This is a genomic window from Tistlia sp. (assembly GCF_040905785.1).
GTDB lineage: Bacteria > Pseudomonadota > Alphaproteobacteria > Kiloniellales > DSM-21159 > Tistlia.
This window is the reverse complement of record NZ_JBBDQW010000074.1, coordinates 1-20,380: the sequence shown is the minus strand read 5'-3', so window position 1 is coordinate 20,380 and position 20,380 is coordinate 1. Positions and strand designations below refer to the sequence as shown.

General features: G+C 72.4%; 18 protein-coding genes and 1 tRNA gene. 9 read left to right on the top strand and 10 right to left on the bottom strand.

Going from position 1 to position 20,380, the window contains the following annotated elements:
* A partial coding sequence (locus WD341_RS17465) for a glycosyltransferase (protein WP_368426764.1) occupies positions 1 to 901 on the bottom strand: 901 nt, incomplete at its 3' end.
* A gap of 325 nt (positions 902 to 1,226) precedes the next feature.
* Here WD341_RS17465 and gfa point away from each other — a divergent pair.
* The 5 genes from gfa (at position 1,227) to WD341_RS17440 (ending at position 5,810) form a co-directional block, all read left to right on the top strand.
* Positions 1,227 to 1,799: an S-(hydroxymethyl)glutathione synthase gene (gene gfa, locus WD341_RS17460; RefSeq protein ID WP_368426763.1), complete on the top strand. Its 573-nt coding sequence runs from the start codon at positions 1,227 to 1,229 to the stop codon at positions 1,797 to 1,799.
* 258 nt (positions 1,800 to 2,057) lie between these two features.
* The gene (locus WD341_RS17455; RefSeq protein WP_368426762.1) at positions 2,058 to 3,272 is read left to right on the top strand and encodes an argininosuccinate synthase; all 1,215 of its coding nucleotides are present in this window, start codon (positions 2,058 to 2,060) and stop codon (positions 3,270 to 3,272) included.
* Positions 3,273 to 3,295: 23 nt separating this feature from the next.
* The gene (locus WD341_RS17450) at positions 3,296 to 4,333 is read left to right on the top strand and encodes a phosphotransferase (protein WP_368426761.1); all 1,038 of its coding nucleotides are present in this window, start codon (positions 3,296 to 3,298) and stop codon (positions 4,331 to 4,333) included.
* Positions 4,330 to 5,163, top strand: a complete 834-nt coding sequence (locus WD341_RS17445) for a 3-deoxy-manno-octulosonate cytidylyltransferase (protein WP_368426760.1) — start codon at positions 4,330 to 4,332, stop codon at positions 5,161 to 5,163. Before WD341_RS17450 ends, WD341_RS17445 begins: the two co-directional genes overlap by 4 nt.
* The gene (locus WD341_RS17440; RefSeq protein ID WP_368426759.1) at positions 5,160 to 5,810 is read left to right on the top strand and encodes a histidine phosphatase family protein; all 651 of its coding nucleotides are present in this window, start codon (positions 5,160 to 5,162) and stop codon (positions 5,808 to 5,810) included. The genes WD341_RS17445 and WD341_RS17440 overlap by 4 nt, the downstream gene beginning before the upstream one ends.
* A 30-nt stretch (positions 5,811 to 5,840) precedes the next feature.
* Here the strand turns inward: WD341_RS17440 and WD341_RS17435 are convergent, their stop codons facing one another.
* Positions 5,841 to 6,530, bottom strand: a complete 690-nt coding sequence (locus WD341_RS17435; protein ID WP_368426758.1) for an NnrU family protein — start codon at positions 6,528 to 6,530, stop codon at positions 5,841 to 5,843.
* Positions 6,531 to 6,669: 139 nt separating this feature from the next.
* On the opposite strand from WD341_RS17435, the gene WD341_RS17430 reads away from it, so the two are divergent.
* On the top strand, positions 6,670 to 7,047 hold the full coding sequence (locus WD341_RS17430) for a DUF3253 domain-containing protein (protein WP_368426757.1): 378 nt from the start codon (positions 6,670 to 6,672) through the stop codon (positions 7,045 to 7,047).
* A 34-nt stretch (positions 7,048 to 7,081) separates the two neighbouring features.
* On the opposite strand, the gene WD341_RS17425 is transcribed toward WD341_RS17430, so the two are convergent.
* Positions 7,082 to 7,510 (bottom strand): DUF1761 domain-containing protein, encoded by a 429-nt coding sequence (locus WD341_RS17425; protein WP_368426756.1) that lies wholly within the window; start codon positions 7,508 to 7,510, stop codon positions 7,082 to 7,084.
* Between the two features lie 157 nt (positions 7,511 to 7,667).
* On the opposite strand from WD341_RS17425, the gene WD341_RS17420 reads away from it, so the two are divergent.
* On the top strand, positions 7,668 to 8,624 hold the full coding sequence (locus WD341_RS17420) for a PRC-barrel domain-containing protein (RefSeq protein WP_368426755.1): 957 nt from the start codon (positions 7,668 to 7,670) through the stop codon (positions 8,622 to 8,624).
* Positions 8,625 to 8,931: 307 nt separating this feature from the next.
* Here WD341_RS17420 and WD341_RS17415 read toward each other — a convergent pair whose 3' ends face one another.
* The 4 genes from WD341_RS17415 to WD341_RS17400 form a co-directional block, all read right to left on the bottom strand.
* Complete coding sequence (locus WD341_RS17415; RefSeq protein ID WP_368426754.1) at positions 8,932 to 9,342, bottom strand: RNA-binding S4 domain-containing protein; 411 nt, start codon at positions 9,340 to 9,342, stop codon at positions 8,932 to 8,934.
* 130 nt (positions 9,343 to 9,472) lie between these two features.
* Positions 9,473 to 10,819: an SH3 domain-containing protein gene (locus WD341_RS17410; protein ID WP_368426753.1), complete on the bottom strand. Its 1,347-nt coding sequence runs from the start codon at positions 10,817 to 10,819 to the stop codon at positions 9,473 to 9,475.
* A gap of 9 nt (positions 10,820 to 10,828) precedes the next feature.
* Entirely contained in the window at positions 10,829 to 12,985 is a 2,157-nt protein-coding gene (locus WD341_RS17405; protein WP_368426752.1) for a hypothetical protein, read from the bottom strand.
* A 205-nt stretch (positions 12,986 to 13,190) separates the two neighbouring features.
* The gene (locus tag WD341_RS17400; RefSeq protein ID WP_368426751.1) at positions 13,191 to 15,692 is read right to left on the bottom strand and encodes a helicase-related protein; all 2,502 of its coding nucleotides are present in this window, start codon (positions 15,690 to 15,692) and stop codon (positions 13,191 to 13,193) included.
* A 188-nt stretch (positions 15,693 to 15,880) separates the two neighbouring features.
* Between WD341_RS17400 and htpG the strand changes: the two genes are divergently transcribed.
* A complete protein-coding gene (gene htpG / locus WD341_RS17395; protein WP_368426766.1) occupies positions 15,881 to 17,830 on the top strand; it encodes a molecular chaperone HtpG in 1,950 nt (649 codons plus the stop codon).
* 571 nt (positions 17,831 to 18,401) lie between these two features.
* On the opposite strand, the gene folD is transcribed toward htpG, so the two are convergent.
* The 3 genes from folD to WD341_RS17380 form a co-directional block, all read right to left on the bottom strand.
* Positions 18,402 to 19,292, bottom strand: coding sequence for a bifunctional methylenetetrahydrofolate dehydrogenase/methenyltetrahydrofolate cyclohydrolase FolD (gene folD, locus WD341_RS17390; protein ID WP_368426750.1), 891 nt, complete (start codon positions 19,290 to 19,292; stop codon positions 18,402 to 18,404).
* A 114-nt stretch (positions 19,293 to 19,406) separates the two neighbouring features.
* Complete coding sequence (locus WD341_RS17385) at positions 19,407 to 19,691, bottom strand: DUF167 domain-containing protein (protein WP_368426765.1); 285 nt, start codon at positions 19,689 to 19,691, stop codon at positions 19,407 to 19,409.
* A 64-nt stretch (positions 19,692 to 19,755) separates the two neighbouring features.
* On the bottom strand, positions 19,756 to 20,049 hold the full coding sequence (locus tag WD341_RS17380; RefSeq protein WP_368426749.1) for a YggT family protein: 294 nt from the start codon (positions 20,047 to 20,049) through the stop codon (positions 19,756 to 19,758).
* Between the two features lie 252 nt (positions 20,050 to 20,301).
* Here WD341_RS17380 and WD341_RS17375 point away from each other — a divergent pair.
* A tRNA-Ala gene (locus tag WD341_RS17375) sits at positions 20,302 to 20,377 on the top strand.
* Positions 20,378 to 20,380 lie beyond the last annotated feature (3 nt).

The window sequence follows — 20,380 nt, the reverse complement described above, 5'->3', positions numbered from 1 at the left end:
AGCCGGCGCGGCGCATCAGCACGGCCTCGACCTGGTCGTGGCTCAGGATCAGCCCGCCCCAGGGTGGCCGGCCGGGCAGGTGGGGCAGGGCGCAGTGCCGCCGCCAGGGCGCCATGCGCAGGATCGCGTTGTGGCCCCAGAAGGGGCCGGCGTCGCCCTGCCACCAGGCGGCGCCCAGGGTGTGGGCGCGCATGCCGTGGCGCATGCCGAACTGGAACAGGCGGGTGAAGGCGCTGCGGCTCGGCAGGCCGACCGCCAGGGTCTGCAGGATGCCGATCCGCGGGTTGGCCTGCATCAGGCGCACCAGGCGCAGCACCGCCGCGGCCGACATCAGGCTGTCGGCGTCGAGCACCACCAGGAACTCGAAGCGCTCGCCCCAGCGCGCGGCGAAGTCGCGCAGGTTGCCGAGCTTCTTGTCGTCGTTGCGGGCGCGGCGCCGGTAGTGCAGCGCCAGGGAGCGGCCGTGGCGCGCCTGCAGGCCGGCGAAGCGCGCCTGCTCCTCGGCGGCGACCGCCGGGTCGCTGCTGTCGGAAAGCAGGAACAGCTCGAGCCGGCCGGCTTCCGGGTGCCCCTCGAAGTCCGCGACCAGGCGCTCCAGCTTGTCGAACAGGCCGGCCGGCTCCTCGTTGCGGACCGGCACGGCGATCGCGGTGCGGCTGCGCAGGCGCTCGCCGGCCCAGGCGCTCGCCAGGCAGGGCGCGGCGGCGGCCAGGCCCTCGGGCCCGCGGCGCAGCAGCCACCAGCCGAGGGCGGCGTTCCAGAAGCCGATCGCCGTCCACGGCAGGGTGACCAGGAAGCAGGCGGCCATCGCCAGCTCCAGGGCGCTCAGGCCGCCGGCGGAGAAGACCGCCAGGAAAGTGGCCGTGAGGGCGGCGATCGTCGCCCCGGTCAGCGCGAGCATCAGGCGACGTCGGGCGGCGAGGGTCAGGGGAGGCTCCTGCGACGGCGAGGGCGAGGACGAGGGATCGGGTACCGCGGTGCTAGATACGCCCCCGGCGCCTCTCGGCAAGGAGATCGCGCAAAGTTGAGCGGCGGGCGCGGCCGAGCGGCGGCTGGCGGACTTCCCTCTACTCTAGAGCCCCCCGCTGGACGTATACTCGCTTCGGGAGCGGCGCCCTCGGCCCTCGCCCCGGCCCGCCCGTCTCGCGTCTCGCGGGCAGGTCGTTCTCCCAAGCGCGGGCCGACGGATCCGCAACCCGAAAAACCTGCTTCAGGGAGGAAAACCAATGGGCGTATCCATCCATCCCAGCGTCGATTCCGGCGTCAAGCCGGCCGCTTCCGGCTTTTCCGGCGGCACGCTGACCTGCAAGTGCAGCGACCGTCCGGTCAAGGTCCGGATCTCGGCGCAGAGCGCGCACAACCACGTGTGTGGCTGCACCAAGTGCTGGAAGCCGGACGGCGCGACCTTCTCGATGGTCGCCGTCGTACCGCGCGAGGCTGTCGAGGTCGTCGAGAACGGCGACAAGCTGAAGGTCGTCGACCCCTCGGCGGCGATCCAGCGCCATGCCTGCAGCGCCTGCGGCACGCACATGTACGGCCGCATCGAGAACAAGGATCATCCCTTCTACGGCCTCGACTTCATCCACACCGAGCTGTCGAGCGAGAGCGGCTGGTCGCCGCCGGAGTTCGCCGCCTTCGTGTCCTCGATCATCGAGTCCGGCACGCCGCCCGCGATGCTGCCGGAGATCCGCCAGCACCTGAAGTCGATGGGTCTCGAGCCCTACGACTGCCTGTCGCCGCCGCTGATGGACGCGATCGCGACCCACACGGCCAAGTCGAAGGGCACCCTGGCGGCCTGACCCCGCGCCGCCCGGCCTGGACGTTTGCCGGGGCTCTCCGCGTAGCGCGGGGCAGCCCCGGCGACGCCCGCGCCGTCGCGCCACCCTCGCTTCGTCCCGAGCCTGTCGAGGGGCGTGCCCCTGCGCCACCACCGCCCGCGGCTGCTTGCCCCGGAAAGGCGCGCGGCTATACTCCGCCGCGCGCGGAATCGCGTGCCGATTTGGGGGCCGCCCGTCAGGGGGCTCCTCGCCCTTTTCCGAACAAGTGGACCTTCCTCGATGAGCGACGTGAAGAAAGTGGTGCTCGCCTATTCCGGCGGGCTCGATACCTCGGTAATCCTGAAGTGGCTGCAGACGACCTACGCCTGCGAGGTCGTCACCTTCACCGCCGACCTGGGCCAGGGCGAGGAGCTGGAGCCGGCGCGGCGCAAGGCCGAGCTGCTCGGCATCAAGCCCGAGAACATCTACATCGAGGACCTGCGCGAGACCTTCGTGAAGGACTTCGTCTTCCCGATGTTCCGCGCCAACGCGCTCTACGAGGGCTACTACCTGCTCGGCACCTCGATCGCCCGGCCGCTGATCGCCCAGCGCCAGATCGAGATCGCCCGCGAGACCGGCGCCGACGCCGTCGCCCACGGCGCCACCGGCAAGGGCAACGACCAGGTCCGCTTCGAGCTCGGCTACTACGCCCTCAACCCGGACATCAAGGTGATCGCGCCCTGGCGCGAGTGGGACCTGACCAGCCGCACGCGCCTGATCGCCTTCGCCGAGGAGCACCAGATCCCGATCGCCAAGGACAAGCGCGGCGAGGCGCCCTTCAGCGTCGATGCCAACCTTTTGCACATCTCGGCCGAGGGCAAGGTGCTGGAGGACCCCTGGGAGGAGGCCCCGGAGTACGTCTACGCGCGCAGCGTCGCTCCCGAGCAGGCGCCCGACGAGCCGACCTACGTCGAGGTCGAGTTCGAGCGCGGCGACGCCGTCGCCGTCGACGGCAGGAAGATGAGCCCGGCGACCCTGCTGAGCGAGCTCAACCGCCTGGGCGGCGCCAACGGCGTCGGCCGTCTCGACCTGCTGGAGGGCCGCTTCGTCGGCATGAAGAGCCGCGGCATCTACGAGACGCCGGGCGGCACGATCCTCTACGCCGCGCACCGCGGCATCGAGCAGATCACCCTCGACCGCGGCGCCATGCACCTCAAGGACGAGCTGATGCCGCGCTATGCCGAGCTGCTCTACAACGGCTTCTGGTTCTCGCCCGAGCGCCGCATGCTGCAGGCCGCGATCGACGCCAGCCAGGGGCCGGTCACCGGCACCGTGCGCCTCAAGCTCTACAAGGGCTCGGTCTCGATCGTCGGGCGCAAGTCGCCGAACTCCCTCTACAGCCTCGAGCACGTGACCTTCGAGGAGGACTCGGTCTACGACCAGCGCGACGCCGAGGGCTTCATCAAGCTCAACGCCCTGCGCCTGCGCCTGCTCAGCCGGCAGCAGCAGGGCTGAGCAGGGCGCGCCGGAGGCGAGGCTTGAATGAGGCCGACGCCCGCGCGCTGATCGCCGCCGGCCTGGGCGAGGCGGCGGGGCGGGACGCCCGGCTCGGCGCCGTCCGCCGGGGCGCGGTCGCCGAGGTCCGCTTCTTCGAGTGGCGAGGCCGGCCGCTGCTGCTGCGCCGGCGCCGCGCCGGGGCGGCCTTCGGCTACGAGCCGGGCCTGGCCAAGGAGCCGGCGGTGGCGGCGGCCTGGGCGGCGCGCGGCGCGGCGGCGGGCGCGGTCGGCGCGGGCCAGGCGGCCGCGCAGGGGCGCCCCGCCCCCGGCCGGCTGCCCCACGGCCCCGCCCTGCTGGCCAGCGGCCACGGCGCCCGGCCCTGGTCGATCCAGGAGGCGGTCGCGGGGCCGGCGCTGGGTGCCGCACCCCGGCCCGAGGCCTACCGCCGGCTCGGCGCGCAGCTGGCCGAGCTGCACGCCCTGCCGCTGCCCGGCTTCGCCGCCACCTTCCACGACCTCGCCAGGCCCGCGGAGCCGGCCCGGCTCTTCGCCGAGGACCTCGAGTGCGCGCTCGAGGCGGCGGCCCGCGCCGCGGCCCTGCCGGCGTCCCTGGCGGCGCGGCTGCGGCGCCTCGCCCGCGCCGATCTCGCCCGCGCCGATTTCGCCGGCGCTCGACCGGCGCTCTGCCACAACGACCTGCACGGCCTCAACGTCCTGGCCGGCCGCGGCGGCGAGCCGGTGCTGATCGACTGGGACAACGCCGTGCTGCGCCCGGCCGAGCTCGACCTGGTCAAGCTGCGCCACTGGACCGCGCTTGACGGCGCCGGCGTCCTGGCCGCCGCGCCGGCCCTGTACGAGGCCTTCCGGGACGGCTATGAAACGGCCGGCCGGGCCGAGGGCAGCGGGCCGCCGGACCCGGACCGGCTACGGGCCTGCGAGCTGCTCTGGCTGCTGCGCGTGCTGGCCTTCGAGGCCGGGCGCGAGGCGGCGGGGCGGGCGCCGGCGGCGCCCTTTCCGGCCGCCGCGGCCTACCGGGCCCGGCTCGAGGAGCTGGCCGAGCGAGGAGAGGAGAGAGCGTGAGCGTCGTCGCCGTGATTCCGGCCCGCTGGGGCTCGAGCCGCTTTCCCGGCAAGCCCCTGGAGGCGCGCGTCGCCGGGGTCGCGCTGCTGCAGCGCGTCTGGGCCCTGGCCAAGGCGGCGCCGGGCGTCGGCGAGGTGCTGGTCGCCACCGACGAGCCGCGCATCCGCGACTTCGTCGAGGCGCTGGGCGGCCGCGCGGTGATGACCGACGCGGCCTGCCGCAACGGCACCGAGCGCATGCACCAGGCGCTGGCGCGCGCCGGCCTCGCCGACCGGCCGGCGATCAACGTCCAGGGCGACGCCGTGCTGACGCCGCCCTGGGTCGTCGGCGCCCTGGCCCGGGCGCTCGGGGAGGCCGACGGCGCGGACCTGGTGACACCGGCGGTGCGGCTCGGCGAGGCGGCCTACCGGCGCCTTGTCGAGCAGAAGCGCGCGGGCCAGGTCGGCGGCACCACCGTGACCTTCGACCGGCAAGGGCGCGCGCTCTATTTTTCCAAGCAGATCATACCCTTCCTGCGCGATATTGAGACACCACTTCCGGTCTTTCGCCACATCGGCCTCTACGGCTTCCGCCCGGGCGCGCTGGAGCGCTTCGTCAGCCTGGAGCCGGGGCCGCTGGAGCGCGCCGAGGGCCTGGAGCAGCTGCGCGCCCTGGAGAACGGCATGACCGTGCGGGTCGTCGAGGTCGATTACCGGGGCCGCACCCACTGGTCGATCGACAGCCCCGAGGACCGCCTCGTCGCCGAACGGCTGATCGCCGAGGAGGGCGAGCTGCTGGCGGCCTGGGACGGCTCGGCCCGCCACCGCGAAGAAGAACAGGAGAAGACATGACCCGACTGCTGCTGGCTCGCCACGGCAACACCTTCGCGCCGGGGGAGACTCCGGTCATGGTCGGCGCCCGCAGCGACCTGCCGCTGGTCGCCAAGGGCGAGGGCCAGGCCCGCGCGCTCGGCCTGGCGCTGGCGAGCGCCGGCGTCGACCCGCACCGCGTCTTCGCCGGGCCGCTGAAGCGCACCGCCGACTTCGCCCGCATCGCCCTGGAGACCGCCGGGCTGCAGCGCCCGGTGATGATCGACGAGCAGCTGCGCGAGATCGACTACGGCCCCTGGGAGGGCCGCTCCGACGCCGAGCTGGAGGCGGCTGGGCAGGGCGCGGCCCTGGCCGGCTGGCGCGAGCGCTCGATCTGGCCGGCCGGGATCGGCTGGCAGCCCGAGGAGGCGACGCTGGAGGCGCGCGTCCGCGCCTTCGCCGAGGAGGCGGTCGAGGGCCTGCCCGCCGAGGACGACGTCCTGGTCGTCAGCTCCAACGGCGTGCTGCGCTACTTCCTGAAGCTGGTGCCCGGCGCCTTCGAGGCCGCCGTCGCGGAGGGCACCGCCAAGCTCGGCACCGGCCGCCTCTCGGCGCTGACCCACCACGAGCCGACCGGCTGGTCCCTCGTCTTCTGGAATCGCGAGCCCGAGGCGATCGTCGGGGCGTAGGGCGGGCGTCGGAAGCCCGGCTTTGCCGGCTCAGGGCAGCGGGCTGGCGCTGAAGAGCAGCGGGTGCAGGTGGAGCAGGGCCAGGTAGAGGACAAGGCCGAGCAGGGGCCGCCACCAGCCGAGGCCGCGCCAGTCCATGGTCGTGCGCCGGGTCGCGATCGCCGCGAAGGGCAGCACCGAAGTGGTCAGCTTCATCGGCCCCCAGGCGCTCCCGAGCGTCCGCTCGCGGCGGTGGTCGATGTGCTGCATGCCGCCCAGGCTGAGCACCAGGAAGCCGCCGAAGAAGGCCAGCGAGGCGACGTCGCCGTTGGCCGCCAGGTGCGCGAAGGCCCAGAGCGCGACACCCCACAGGAAGGGGTGGCGGGTGATCCTCAGGATGCCCGGCGCCGGGTCGCCCTCGCCGGCCAGGCTCTCGCCGCCGACCGCGGTCGGGCTACGCGTGGTCAGGCCGGCGACCGCCAGCACCGCGGCGATCGGCAGCAGCACCAGCGGCAGCCAGCGCAGCGCCGGCGCATGCCACAGCTCGACCAGCGGCGCATGGGCGTAGGCGTAGCTCATCCAGGCCAGGCTGACGGCGGCGACCGCCGAGTAGAGGCCGCGAAAGCCGCCCTCGCCGAGCCGGGCGACGAGATGGGGCCGCAGCGCCTGGCTCGACAGCAGGAAGTGGCCGCCGACGAACAGGATGGTCGCCGCGAGCAGGGCGTTGAGCTCGGACATCATGACGGCGCGAACTCTACTGAGCCGACTCCGGCAGCGTCCAGCGGAAGCAGGGGTAACGCTCCGTACGCCGGGTAACCAGGAGGCAGGGCCGCAGGTTACGGCTGGGCTTGGCGCCGGCTTCGTGATAGCTCCCCGCCCCATGACCGCAAAGCAGGACAAGACCGCCGGCGCGCGCCAGCACTCGACAAGGGCGGAACGGCCCGGGAAGCCCGAGCGGCCCGAGAAGCTCGACCCGGTGGCCGAGACCATCCTGGCGCTGCTGCGCGACGGCGGCCCCGGCGCCACCCTGGCGCCCGACAAGGTCGCCCGGGCTTTTTGGCAGCCGCGGGCCAAGCCTTCCGACCCGGCCGACGGCTGGCGCCGCTACCTGCACGCGGTCAACCAGCAGGCCCGCTTCCTGGCGCGCGCCGGGCGCATCGAGATCCTGCGCAAGGGCGAGCCGGTCGCCGACCCCCACGCGCCGATCAAGGGCGTCGTCAGGCTCAGGCTGCCGCCGGGGGAGCCTTCGGCGCACTAGCCTATCGCCGGAGCGGCCTCGCCGACCGAGATCGCTACGCCCCGATCAGCGCCAGGACCAGGCCCTGGATCAGCAGCACGCCGAGCCAGTGCAGGCCGTCGATCGCCGTCAGGGTGCGTCGCGAGCCTCCGAAGGCGTGGTTGACGGCGAGACTGGTGATGGCGAAGCCGAGCCAGGCCAGGAAGCCGATGCGCAGGCCGACGAACCAGTCGAGCGCCTGCGGCTCGGCCGGGCCGCCGACGGCGTGTGCCAGGAACCAGGCCAGGACCGCAGCCATGGTCAGCTGCGCGACGCCGGCGACGAGGTAGGGCCGCACCGGGCCGAGGCCTCGGCGCTCGTCGTGGCCGAGCCGGGCGGCGGCGAGCCGGGTTTTCGACAGCACGGCGTAGTAGACGATGCTGAAGGCCAATCCCGTGATGGCGGCGGCGAGGATCGCAAGCGGGCCGATCTGGACGATCTCCATGGAAGCTTCCCTCTCGGCGGCTGTCGGCGAGCGACGGCGCGGGTTTCGGGCCGGGACGGGGCGTCGGCCGGAAGGGGGCTGCGAAAATATCGCTGCAACCATCCCGGAGCGATGCCGTTGGCCGTGTATGAACGCAACGGCAAGCAAGGAGGTTGCTATGACCATCAGGAACACGACGGCCTTGACCACCACGGCGATCGCGGCGGCCCTGGCGGGCGTCCTGATCGCCGCCCCGGCCGCCGCCCAGAGCGGCTCGACGAGCCAGTCCGCCACCGGCCAGTCCGCCACCGGCCAGTCCGCCACCGGCCAGTCCGCCACCGGCCAGTCCGCCACCGGCCAGGCGGCGGGCCAGACCGGCAACCAGGAAATGTCCGAGACCGCGCAGCGCTGCCTCGAGGACCTGCGGCAGGTCGACCAGCGCCTGGCAGAGAGCGGCTACGGTCGCGTCGGCCCCGAGGGCTACGGTACCTACGGCGGCGCCTACCGCGAGCGGCCCGCCGGCACGGCCGCAGGCGATGCGGCCGGCACGGCGTCCATGGGCGGCCTGACCTCGCCGCGCCAGGACATGCAGACCCTGCTGCGCGCCGGCTACATCATGGCCATCACCGGCCACGGCGAGGGCTGCCAGACCGTCGTCCAGACCGCGCAGGACATGGGCGACCGCTATACCCGGGCGCTCGAGGAGGGCGACCGCCAGGAGGCTCTGCGCCAGTGGCGCAACGAGTACCTCGGCTCTGCCATCGGCGTCGCCGAGCTCGACCGGCCGATGCGTATCGACGAGATCATCGGCGCGGACGTCCGCAACCTGCAGGACGAGCGCCTCGGCGAGATCGAGGACGTCGTGCTCGGCGCCAACGGCGAGATCGACTACGTGCTGCTGGAGCGGGGCGGGTTCCTCGGCCTCGGCACCGAGGAGGTCGCGGTGCGCTGGCAGGACCTGAAGGTCACGCCCTCGCCCTACCGCGACACCCTGATCCTCGACGTCCGCGAGGACGTTCTCGAGAACGCCCCGACCGTGGACGACGAGACGCGTCTCGGCCTCGGCCAGGACGAGCAGCACCGCCGCGACATCGACGGATTCTGGGAGCAGACGTTCGGCGAGAAGCGCGGCTGACGCCGGCTCGGCCCTTCCAGGGCCTTTGCGGAAAGGACGCCGCCCCGGAGACCTCCGGGGCGGCGTTTTGCCTTTCCGGCACGCCGGAGCTCGTCGCAGGGGCCGGCCTGGATCCCGGATCGCAAGGCTCGCCAACCGGAAGCCTGGCGGCTTCCGGGGCTCGCCTAGCGTCCGGGATGACGGGGAACGGTCCCTCCTCTCGTCATCCCGGACGCGCAGGCTCGCCCGAGAGCCGGAGGCGATCGGGATGCGAGCCTCGCGATCCGGGATCCAGGGGCACGGCCCGATCCGGTCCGGACGAGGCGCTTCAGTCGCCCTCGAAGCGTTGCAGCTGGCGGCGGTCGCGCTTGGTCGGGCGGCCGGCGCCCGGTTCCCGGCGCGGCACGGCGCCCGGCTGCCGGTCGGTCGGCTTGGCCGCGCCCGGCACCGGCGCCTGGCTCTCGGGCGGGCTGAGGTCCTCGTAGAGGCCGCGCGCCTCCTCGGCGGGGCCGCGGCGCCGCCCCAAATCCTCGACCCGCACGACGCGGACGTAGGGCCCGAGCGGGAAGGTCAGGACGTCGCCGACGCGCAGCTTGTAGTGCGGCTTGCCGACGATGGTGCCGGAGACGCGCAGGCGGCCGCTCTCGCAGAGCGCGGCGGCCACCTGCCGCGACTTGCAGAAGCGCGCGAAGAACAACCACTTGTCGAGGCGCAGGAAATCGTCCCTCGGATCCGCCATGCTCGGGCCTCCGCTAGACCGTGGATCCGGTCCGCCTTCATAGAGATAGAGCAGACAGTGACCCTATGGGATCGCTCGTCGAGTCAAAAGGCCATGGTGGATACGAAACCTGCGTGCCGCCTCCCCCCGTTCAGTTGCGCCAGCCGATCTGCGAGACGCAGGCCCAGTCCTCGACACTGTTTTTAGACCCGACCCACCGCACCGAATAGGCACCGGTGGAATCCTTGCCGGAATCCCAGTTGTAGCTGCGCCCGGGCAGAATCCCCGACTGGCCGCATGTCGCGTCTCTGCCCGCGCGCTCGTTGCACATGCTGACGACGATGCGATTGCTGCAGATGTTCTTGTGGGTGACGATGAAGCGGTCGCCGCTGCGCCGGGGGCTCGACGCCACGCAGGTCGTGTTTGGCGGGTCGGGCATGCCCCAGCAGCCTTCGCGGACGCTGCGCGAGGCTGGGTTGGTGCCGCCGCCCGAGGATGGGCTGGAGCGGGAGGTGCTGGGCGGCGGCGAATAGGTCGGGGCGGCGGGCCGCGTCGCACGCTGCAGGTCTGCCAGAACACGCTCCTGCTCGGCCCGCAGCCGGGCCTGGCGTTCGCGCTCCTGGCGTTCGCGATCTAGGCGCGCCTGGTCCTGTTGCTGCCAGTGGGCCATCTCCTGCCGGCGGCGTTCGCGTTCCTGGGAGAGACGCTGCGCGGCCTGCTGGCGCTGGATCTGCTGCTGCTGGATCTGGCGCTGCTGGATCTCTTGCTGAAACAAGCGCTCGATGCCCTGAATCGTGTTCAACACCTGCTGGCGGCTCTCCTCGGCCTCCAGCTCGGCCATTTCCCACTCCCATTCCTCCTGCAGGCGACGTTCCTCCTCTTCCTGTTCCCAGCGACGCCGCTCCTCGGCTTCCTCCCATTCCCGCTGTAGCCGGCGCTCCTCGGCCTCGCGGTGCTGGCGCTCCTGTTCCTCGGCGCGCCGGCGTGCCTCCTCGGCCTCGCGCCGGCGCTTTTCCTCCTGGGCGCGCTCGATCTGGCCCGACTGGCTGGCCTGCGCGAACAGCGAGCCGCCGGCGGCCGGCGGCGGGCTGTCTCCTCCGCCACCGCTCCCGCCGCCCAGCGAACGGGAGAACAGAGACGTGCCGCCGGACGCCGCTGGCGCCGGTTCGCCCAGAGCCTCGGCAAACTTCGACCGGCGGCCGGGCGTGGCGATGTTGGCCGGCTCGTCGAGCAGGTAGGCCGCCATCCAGCCGTGCACCGTCTTGTCGGCGTTGGACACGCGGACCCAGCCGTGCTCGTTCGTCTCGCCATGGACCCAGACCTGCCGTCCGCGCTCCAGCGTCACCAGCCGCTCGGCGTTCAGCGACGGCTCGGCACGGATGTTGGCGTTGACCGGCAGGCTGCGGGCGACCGGCTCGGCTTCATTCGCCGCCGCGGGCGGCAAGCAGACGGCCGACAGCGCCAGCAAGGCCGCCACGATCATGGCATTGATGCGCATCTTCGCCTCCTATCGCCCGTCCGGCCGGACGCGCACGCCGGCGCCCGAAAGCGTCGTGACCACGATCGTATCGTCCTCGAGCACCACGAGGTCGTTCCAGAAGGTCGAGACCGCGTATGTGCCGTTGTCGGCCTGTTCGGCGTACGGCGGATAGATGGGGAAGCTATGGGGAACGCCGGGATATGGCCGATTGTGGCGCAGCCGCACCGCCCAGAGCGGCTCGTCGTCGCCCTTCGGGTCGAGCCCGAGCAGAAAACCGACATCGCGGAACTCGCCGGCGGCTGCGCCCTCGGGGGCGACCTCCACGCCGATCAAGCCGCCGTCGGGTGCCCGCATGTCGAGGTTCTCATCGGCAATCAAGAGGTTCACGAGGGCGACCACGGTCCCGTCGGCAAGCCGTTCTGCGGCCTGCACGGAGTAGAAGCTGCCGCTCTGGTCACCGAGCAGGCGTGTGCGCGCGCCGAAGGTTCCGATCCTGTACCAGCTGTCGTCACTGTACACCCAGTCAACGATGCGCGTTTCTTGCGACGCGTTTTCGACACGGATCTGGCCGTCGCGCGCATCGACGATTCGGCCGTCATTCTGCCAGACCCAGCCGCCCGTGCCCTCGACCGGGCGCAGGCGCGGTCTCACCTCGACCGCGGGCCAGGGCACCTTCGCGCCGTTGCCCGGTACGCGGTGCGTGGAAAGCAGGCTGCCATCCGCGTCGAACAGGCGGTAGAAGAAGGTGCCGCGATCGGCCGCCATGCCACGCCTTACGCCGTCCTGTCGTTCCCAGCGTACTCCGCGCCCCACCGTGAGCAGCGAGCCGTCCGGCAGGCCGGCGCAGTCGATCAAGCCGTTGTCGTACCAAGTGTCGACCCGCTCCGCCGGCTCGTCGGGATGGTCCATCGGCATGGCGCGCACGAAGGGATCTTCCAGCGCGCCGTCGGCCTTCACGCGGGTCCAGAAACCGAGCTGGGTATGGGAATCCCAGAAGACGCCGAAATCGATATTGGCGCAGATTCGGCCACCCTCGCCGTCCGCGTCCGGGACGTAGGCGACGATCTCGCTGCTCCATGAATCGCGCTGGCCCGAGACGGGTGTCGGGCTCGGCGGCCAGGTCCCGCCGATATGGGCACGCGCGATCTCCACCGGACCGCGAGCTTCGCGTCTCAGCCAATGGAACGATGGGCGGGTCGTGTCGCGTCGGATCTCGACCTCGACGGGTTTGGCGAGGCCGCTGCGTTGCAGCGTCAGCCGGGCGGTCGGCCCGGCATTCTGTATCAGTTCGTAGACGTTCTCCTGCGCGCCGATCGCGCGGCCGTCGACATGGGTGACGAGGTCGCCGACCTGCGGCCGGGCCGAAGGATCCTCGCCAACCGTCCCCCAGCCGCCGGGGCCGTAGCCCTGGACCCGGCCCGGGCCCACGGTCGGGGAGATGCCGACGGTGACCCCCGACGGGCTCGTCTGCTTCGGCAGTTCATAGAAGACGGCCGTCTGCGTCCAGTCGTAGACCCTGGTCCACAGGGTCCTCCCGGCCGCATCGCGGCGTTCCAGCATCGCCTGCGGAAAGCGTGGGTCGGAGAGGCCGGGCAGCGCGTTGCGCGTCTGGCCCTCCGGCTTGTGGCCGAAGGTCATCCAGCCGCCGTCCGGCATAGGCTCCTGGCCGCGGTGCAGTTCGGACGTGAAGAAGCCGTAGCTCGGGAAGGTGCGGTAGTTCGTCCATTGGGACGGCGGCGGCAGTGGTGTCAGCGCGACGGCGCTTTGCCCGCGCTCCAGCGCGCGCAGCAGGACGTCCATGCCGGCCACGCGGGCCTCGGCCCTCTTCGCGCTCGGCTCGACGCGGGACAGGAGAGCGAGCGCCTCCGTATAGCGTGGATGGTTGCGCCCCGCCCGCTGGATGAAATCGGCGATGGCGTCGCGCGCGGCGAGGTCGTCGCCCCCCGCTTCATGTGCGACCGCCTCGTAGAAGCGCATGTCGGCGTCGGGACGGCCGCCGGCGCGCCGGAACTCGGCGAGATGGGTCAGGTAGGCGACATAGTCCTCGGCCTTGACCGCCTCGACCATGCGCAGCTGGATCATGTCCTGCTGCACCTGCGGCGAGACCTGCGCGGCCACCGGCAGCCCGCACGCCAGAACCGCTGCGATGACCGCTCCCGCGGCCGTCGTTCGCCAGATTGCCATTGTCGTCTCCCCCCGCCCCGAACGTCACTCGTGCGACCCTACAGGGTCATAACATTCGCCCGCGTCGATTCTCGTCTTGAACGCCATTCGGCGCAGGATCCGTCGCAAGACCATCGCAATCGTCACCCGATCGGGTGATCCATGCGGCCGAAAGGGAATGTCTGGGCGGCGTATGCAAGGCAGGGGACCCATCACCCCGCCGCGCTCATCGGCCCTTCCTGGCCTTGAGCCCGGCCAGGGCGGCGAAGGGCGAGACCACCTCGGCCTTGCGCGGCCCGGCCTTGGGACGCTTGTCGCGCTTCGGCTTCGGGGCCCATAGGCGCTCATCCCCCGCTTGGCCGGCGGGCCCTGGACGGAAGCCGAGCGCGCCGAGCGCGACCGGCAACTGCTCGAGGGTCAGGCCGCAGGTCTCGGCGAGACGTCCGTCGGCGGCGACCGGCGCCGCCTTGTGCGCCGCCACCGCCAGCCGCTCCAGCGCCTCGAGGCGCACCGCCAGGCGCGGCCGGTCCGGCCGGCCGCAGAGCCGGAAGCCCAGCGCCAGGGCCGTCGCTTCGTCCCAGCCCTCGGGCGCGGGCAGGGCGATGCGGTCGCTCGGCGGCGGCAAGACCTCGCGCTCGCGGAACACCGACCAGAGCTGCGCCTTGAAGCGCTGCTGCGGCGGCGTCTGCACGCCCGGCACGAAGACGCTGGCGGCGCCCAGGCGCACGCCCAGGCCCTGCAGGGCCTTGCGGTCGGCGCGCTCCAGCACCGCCGCCTGGGCCGCGACCCGGCCGCGCGGCAGGGCGCCCATGGCCTCGGCGAGCTGGAAGGCGAGGCCGCGCGCGGCGCCGGCCAGCGCCGCCTGCTCCAGGTCGTAGAGCAGGCCGAGGCGGTTGCGCAGGTGGCGGTTCAGCCAGTTCTGCAGGCGCAGCCGGACGCGCTCGCGCGCGCGTCCGTCGAGGAACTCGCTCTCGTGGACCCGGACGCGCGGGCGCAGCGGGCTGTCGCCGCGGGCCAGGCGGCCGACCTCGGCGCCGCGCCAGGAGACGGCGCCGTCGTGCTCGAGCCGGAAGCAGCCGTCGTCGTCGGCCTCCAGGCGGTTGGTGCGGCGGGGCATCTCCTCCTGCAGGGCGCGCCGCGTCGCGGTCATCACCGCCGGCGCGTCGTGCTTCTCGATCGTGCGGTCGAGCTGGAAGCGGAAGCCCTCGAGCCGGCCGACGTGCTCGCCCTCGACCAGCACCTCGCCGGTCCGGCGGACTGCGGCGACCAGCGCCTCGCCGGAGCGCAGGCGCCGGGACAGGGTCGCCGTGCGGCGGTCGACGAAGCGCTGGGTCAGGCGTTCGTGCAGCGCGTCGGACAGCCGGTCCTCGAGGCGCCGCGCGCGCTCCTGCCAGTGGCCGGCGTCCTCCAGCCAGTCGACCCGGTGGGTGACGAAGGTCCAGGTGCGGATGTGGGCGATGCGCGCGACCAAAGCGTCGATGTCGCCGTCGACCCGGTCGATGCGCTGGATCTGCTGCGCCACCCAGTCCTCCGGCAGGCGCCCGGCCGGCGCCGAGAGATGCCGGAAGACCTGGCCGAGCAGGCGCGAGTGCTGCTCCGAGAGGGTCTTGCGGAAGTCCGGGACCTGGCAGACTTCCCAGAGCAGGGCGACGGCGCCGCGGTGGCCGGCGAGCTCGCGGATCTCCGGGTCGCGCAGCAGCGCGGCCAGGGCCTGCTGGTCCTCGGGCGGCCGCACCCGGATCAGCTCGCGCCGCTCGGGCCGGGCCTCCAGGCTCGCCAGCAGCGCCTCGGGCGAGGCGAAGTCGAGCTCGCGGCTGCGCCAGAACAACTGGGTCAGCGGCTCGAAGGCATGGGCCTCGACCGCCTCGACCGTCTCCGGGTCCATCGCTCCCAGCTCGGCGGTCGTGCCGAAGGTGCCGTCGGTCATGTGGCGGCCGGCGCGCCCGGCGATCTGGGCTATTTCCGGCGGCCGCAGACGTCGGTGGGCGTGGCCGTCGAACTTGTTGAGCCGCGCGAAGGCGACGTGGTCGAGGCCCAGGTTGAGGCCCATGCCGATGGCGTCGGTGGCGACCAGGTAGTCGACCTCGCCGCTCTCGAACATCTCGACCTGGGCGTTGCGGGTGCGCGGCGAGAGCGCGCCGAGGACCACCGCCGTACCGCCGCGCTGGCGGCGGATCAGCTCGGCCAGGCCGTAGACCTCGGCGGCCGAGAAGGCGACGACCGCCGAGCGCGGCGGCAGCCGGGTCAGCTTGCGCGCGCCGGCGTAGCTCAGGGTCGAGAAGCGCGGGCGCGAGACCACGGTCGCCTCCGGCACCAGGCGCTTGAGCAGCGGCTGCACGGTGTCGGAGCCGAGGAACATGGTCTCCTCGAAGCCGCGGCTGTGCAGCAGCCGGTCGGTGAAGACGTGGCCGCGCTCGGGATCGGCGGCGAGCTGAACCTCGTCGACCGCCAGGAAGGCGCTCGGCTTGTCGAGCGGCATGGATTCCACGGTGCACAGGAAGTAGCGCGCGCGCGGCGGGACGATCTTCTCCTCGCCGGTCAGCAGCGCGACCTGCGCCGCCCCCTTCAGCCGCACCACCTTGTCGTAGTTCTCGCGGGCCAGCAGGCGCAGGGGAAAGCCCATGACGCCGCTGGCATGGCCGAGCATGCGGTCGATCGCCAGATGGGTCTTGCCGGTGTTGGTCGGGCCCAGGACGGCCGTCACCTGCCGGTCACGCCGCGTCATCATGCCCCCGAAGATCGTCGCGGCCCTGGAGTCTGGCAAGGCCGGCGGCGGCCGCCGCGCCCTTGTGTCGCTGACGGGCAAGCCTCATATCTGGGCAGCCGCGCCGCAAAGTCTTTTGCGGCCAATCACTTCGCGGCATTCTCTTGGGCGACAATCTTTTGGGACAGGGTACAGGATCGATGACGAAAGCGATGACGGAGGAGACGCTTACTTTCCAGGCCGAGGTTTCGCGGCTGCTCGACATCGTCGCCAACGCGCTCTACTCGCACGACGAGGTGTTCCTCCGCGAGCTGGTGTCCAACGCCTCGGACGCCTGCGACCGCCTGCGCTATGCCGCGATCGCCGAGCCGGCGCTGACCGAGGGCGACCAGGAGCTGCGCATCGAGCTGGCGCCCGACAAGGAGGCCGGCACGCTCGGCGTCGCCGACAATGGCATCGGCATGAACCGCGACGAGCTGATCGAGAACCTCGGCACGATCGCCCGCTCGGGCACCGCCGCCTTCGTCCAGGCGCTCGGCGATAAGAAGGGCGCGGTCGACCAGATCGGCCAGTTCGGGGTCGGCTTCTACGCCGCCTTCATGGTCGCCTCGAAGGTCGAGGTCTTCACCCGCAAGGCCGGAGAGGAGCAGGGCTGGCACTGGGTCTCCGACGGCAAGGGCAGCTTCACGGTCGGCGAGGCCGCGGAGGCGCCGGGGCGCGGCACGCGCATCGTCCTGCACCTCAAGGACGACAAGAAGGAGTACCTGGAGCCGCACCGCCTGCGCCACGTCGTGCGGACCTACTCCGACCACATCGCCGTGCCGGTGCGCCTGGTGCTGCCGGACAAGGAGCCCGAGGCCCTCAACTCGGCCGGCGCGCTCTGGACCCGCCCGAAGGGCGAGATCACCGACGAGCAGTACGCCGAGTTCTACCACCACGTCGCCCACGCCGCCGACGACCCCTGGGCGCGCCTGCACTTCAAGGCCGAGGGCACCATCGAGTACACCGGCCTGCTGTTCGTGCCGGGCAGCCGCCCCTTCGACCTCTTCGACCCGCAGCGCAAGTCGCGGGTCAAGCTCTACGTCAAGCGCGTCTTCATCACCGACGACTGCGAGGCGCTGCTGCCCTCCTACCTGCGCTTCCTGCGCGGCATCGTCGATTCCGAGGACCTGCCGCTCAACATCAGCCGCGAGATGTTCCAGCACCACCCGGTGCTGAACAAGATCCGCCAGGCCCTGACCAAGCGCGTGCTCTCGGAGCTCGAGAGCCGGGCCGAGGCCGAGTCCCCCGAGGAGCGCGACGGCTATGCCGGCTTCTGGGAGAACTTCGGCGCGGTGCTCAAGGAAGGCCTCTACGAGGAGACCGGCCAGCAGGAGACGCTGCTCAAGCTCGCGCGCTTCCGCTCGACCGCCGCCGAGGCCGAAGGCGGCTGGGTCAGCCTCGCCGACTACGTGGCGCGCATGAAGCCCGGCCAGAAGTCGATCTACACCATTGCCGGCGACGACCCGGAGAAGCTGAAGCGCAGCCCGCAGCTCGAGGGTTTCCGCGCCAAGGGCGTCGAGGTGCTGCTGCTGACCGATCCGGTCGACGAGTTCTGGCCGAACGCCGTCGGCGCCTTCGAGGGCAAGCCCTTCCGCTCGGTGACGCGCGGTGGCGCCGAGCTCGACGAGATCGAGGCGGAGGCCAAGGAGGGCGAGGACAAGCCCGCCGAGGACGCCGAGGTCGGGCCCGACACGGCGACCCTGCTGGCCTTCCTCAAGCAGACGCTGGCGGGCAAGGTCAAGGACGTCCGCCTGTCGCAGCGCCTGACCGAGAGCGCGGTCTGCCTGGTCGCCGAGGAGGGCGACATGGACCTGCACCTGGCCAAGCTCCTGAAGCAGCACCAGCAGCTCGACGAGATCGCGCCGCGGGTCCTGGAGATCAACGCCGGCCACCCGCTGATCAAGCAGCTGACCGGCCGCCTGGCGGCCGGCAGCGGCGACGCCGGGGCCGGGGACGGAGACGGAGACGGGGACGGGGCCGGGGAGGGGGCGGCCGAAGCGCTCGAGCCCTACGCCTTCCTGCTGCTCGACCAGGCTCGCATCCTCGAGGGCGAGGCGCCGCTCGACCCCAGCGCCTTCGCCCAGCGCATGAGCGACCTGGCCGCCCGCACCCTGGCGTAGGTTCCGCCTCCAAGCGTCATCCTGGGCGCTAGGCGAGCCCGAAAGCCTTGGCTTTCGGCCTTGCGACCCGGGATCCAGGGGCAAGGGCGGCTCGGCCCGAGGTTCGTGCACCTCGCGCTTCGTGGTTCGACAAGCTCACCATGAAGCGCGACCTTTACGTCGGCCATCCTCCGCGAGCGCCGAAGGAGAGGGAGCCGCCGCACCGGCGCCCCCGTCGCTTCATGGTGAGCTTGTCGAACCATGCAAGCGCGCCGCCGCCTCCGCCCGCGACACCACGGCGGCAGACCTACAGCAGTTCCAGCCCCGGCAGTCGAGACCGCCGGGCCTGACCCTTATCCCGGGCGCCTTGCGACCCGGGATCCAGGGGCAAGGGCGGCTCGGCCCGAGGTTCGTGCACCTCGCGCTTCGTGGTTCGACAAGCTCACCATGAAGCGCGACCTTTACGTCGGCCATCCTCCGCGAGCGCCGAAGGAGAGGGAGCCGCCGCACCGGCGTCCCCGTCGCTTCATGGTGAGCTTGTCGAACCATGCAAGCGCGCCGCCGCCGCCAGCGACTCCAAGCGCAGCAGGGCCTACAGCAGCTTCGGCTCCGGCAGGCCGGCGCTGCGGCAGGCGGCGGTCAGGGTGTTGGCGAGCAGGCAGGCGATGGTCATGGGGCCGACGCCGCCGGGGACCGGCGTGATCGCGCCGGCCACGGCGCGGGCCTCCGCGAAGGCGACGTCGCCGACCAGGCGGGTCTTGCCGCCCTCGCCGGGCACCCGGTTGATGCCGACGTCGATGACCGTGGCGCCGGGACGGATCCAGTCGCCGCGCACCATCTCGGGCCGGCCGACGGCGGCGACCAGGATGTCGGCGCGCCGGCAGACCGCCGGCAGGTCACGGGTCCTGGAGTGGGCGATGGTGACGGTGCAGCTCTCGCCCAGCAGCAGCTGGGCCATCGGCTTGCCGACGATGTTCGAGCGGCCGACGACCACGGCCTCCAGGCCGCCGAGGTCGCCCAGGGTGTCGCGCAGCAGCAGCAGGCAGCCGAGCGGCGTGCAGGGCACCAGGGCCTTCTGGCCGGTGGCGAGGCGGCCGGCGTTGATGACGTGGAAGCCGTCGACGTCCTTGGCCGGGTCGATCGCCGAGAGCACCGCCGCCGGCTCGATCTGCGCCGGCAGCGGCAGCTGCACCAGGATGCCGTGGACAGCGGGATCGGCGTTGAGCTCGCCGACCAGCCGGAGCAGCGCCTCCTGGGAGGTCGTGGCCTCGAGCCGGTGCTCGAAGGAGGCCATGCCCGCCTCCTGGGTCTGCTTGCCCTTGCTGTGCACGTAGACCTGGCTGGCCGGATCCTCGCCGACCAGCACCACGGCGAGGCCGGGAGTCAGGCCGTGCCCCGCCTTGAGCGCCGCGACGCTCTCGCCGACGCGCCCGCGCAAGGTCGCCGCGAAGCCCTTGCCGTCGATGATCCTCGCCTCGCCCATGCCGTCGCTCTCCCTCGTGATTGTCGGGCCGCCCCGTCGGACCCCGCGCCCTCTTAGGCGGCGCGGCGGCGGGCGGCCAGCCGGAATCCGTCCCGCCCTGGCTCCGCCGCGACCTCAGGGCCCGGCGACGAGGGAACCGAGGCGCTCGGCCAGGGTCGCCGGGTCGCCCTCGATCCGCAGGGTCTTGTCGCGTGCCGTCTCGCCGCGCAGCAGGACGAGGTCGCGCTTCGGCAGCCGCAGCGCGCGGGCGAGCAGGGCGATGACGGCGGCGTTGGCCTTGCCGTCCTCGGGTGGCGCCGTGACCTTGACCTTGAGGCGGGTGCGCCCGTCGTCGCGGGTCTCCAGGCGGCCGAGGCCGGCCGCGCGCGCGCCGGGCTGGACCCTGAGGTCGAGCTCCAGGCCCCCGGCGACCGCCCGCCAGGCCGGAGCGGAGGGCGCGGCGGAGCCGCTCAGCTCAGCCCGCTCAGCTCAGCAGGGCGGGCGCGATGTCGCGCACCAGCAGGTCCTGCAGGAAGATCAGCAGCAGGATCAGGACCATCGGCGACAGGTCGATGCCGCCCAGCGTCGGCAGGATGCGCCGGATCGGGCGCAGCGCCGGCTCGGTGATCCGGTAGAGGAAGTCGCCGACCATGTAGACGAAGCGGTTCGAGGTGTTGAGGACGTTGAAGGCGACCAGCCAGCTGAGGATCGCCGAGGCGATCAGCAGCCAGATGTAGATCGAGATCACGGTGCTGATCAGGTTCAGGATGGCAATCACGCGGCAGCTCCCGGGTCGCTCGGCGCATCAGGGCCCTCCCTATAGCGGTCGGGCGCGGGCCGCGGCAAGGCCGGCGCACCGCGCCCGACGCCTGGGAGCGGGCGGCGCGGCGGTCGAATCGGGGTCTGCCGGAGAGCTCGTAGGGCGGCCCCGTTGCAGCTTGACAGGGCAGGGCGGCCTTCCCATTATCCGCGCTCTCGCGCCGCCGGGGTCACCGTGGCGGCGCCCGATCCCAACGAAGATTCCCAGTGTGGGGCCGTAGCTCAGTTGGGAGAGCGCAGCAATCGCACTGCTGAGGTCGTCGGTTCGATCCCGTCCGGCTCCACCACCC

Bases quoted from the DNA above. Each gene is read 5' to 3' on its own strand.
- WD341_RS17400 (WP_368426751.1), bottom strand. From the start codon at position 15,692: ATGATGACGCGGCGTGACCGGCAGGTGACGGCCGTCCTGGGCCCGACC.
- WD341_RS17425 (WP_368426756.1), bottom strand. From the start codon at position 7,510: ATGGAGATCGTCCAGATCGGCCCGCTTGCGATCCTCGCCGCCGCCATC.
- WD341_RS17410 (WP_368426753.1), bottom strand. From the start codon at position 10,819: ATGCGCATCAATGCCATGATCGTGGCGGCCTTGCTGGCGCTGTCGGCC.
- WD341_RS17440 (WP_368426759.1), top strand. From the start codon at position 5,160: ATGACCCGACTGCTGCTGGCTCGCCACGGCAACACCTTCGCGCCGGGG.
- folD (WP_368426750.1), bottom strand. From the start codon at position 19,292: ATGGGCGAGGCGAGGATCATCGACGGCAAGGGCTTCGCGGCGACCTTG.
- WD341_RS17455 (WP_368426762.1), top strand. From the start codon at position 2,058: ATGAGCGACGTGAAGAAAGTGGTGCTCGCCTATTCCGGCGGGCTCGAT.
- WD341_RS17405 (WP_368426752.1), bottom strand. From the start codon at position 12,985: ATGGCAATCTGGCGAACGACGGCCGCGGGAGCGGTCATCGCAGCGGTT.
- WD341_RS17415 (WP_368426754.1), bottom strand. From the start codon at position 9,342: ATGGCGGATCCGAGGGACGATTTCCTGCGCCTCGACAAGTGGTTGTTC.
- WD341_RS17435 (WP_368426758.1), bottom strand. From the start codon at position 6,530: ATGATGTCCGAGCTCAACGCCCTGCTCGCGGCGACCATCCTGTTCGTC.
- htpG (WP_368426766.1), top strand. From the start codon at position 15,881: ATGACGGAGGAGACGCTTACTTTCCAGGCCGAGGTTTCGCGGCTGCTC.
- gfa (WP_368426763.1), top strand. From the start codon at position 1,227: ATGGGCGTATCCATCCATCCCAGCGTCGATTCCGGCGTCAAGCCGGCC.
- WD341_RS17430 (WP_368426757.1), top strand. From the start codon at position 6,670: ATGACCGCAAAGCAGGACAAGACCGCCGGCGCGCGCCAGCACTCGACA.
- WD341_RS17420 (WP_368426755.1), top strand. From the start codon at position 7,668: ATGACCATCAGGAACACGACGGCCTTGACCACCACGGCGATCGCGGCG.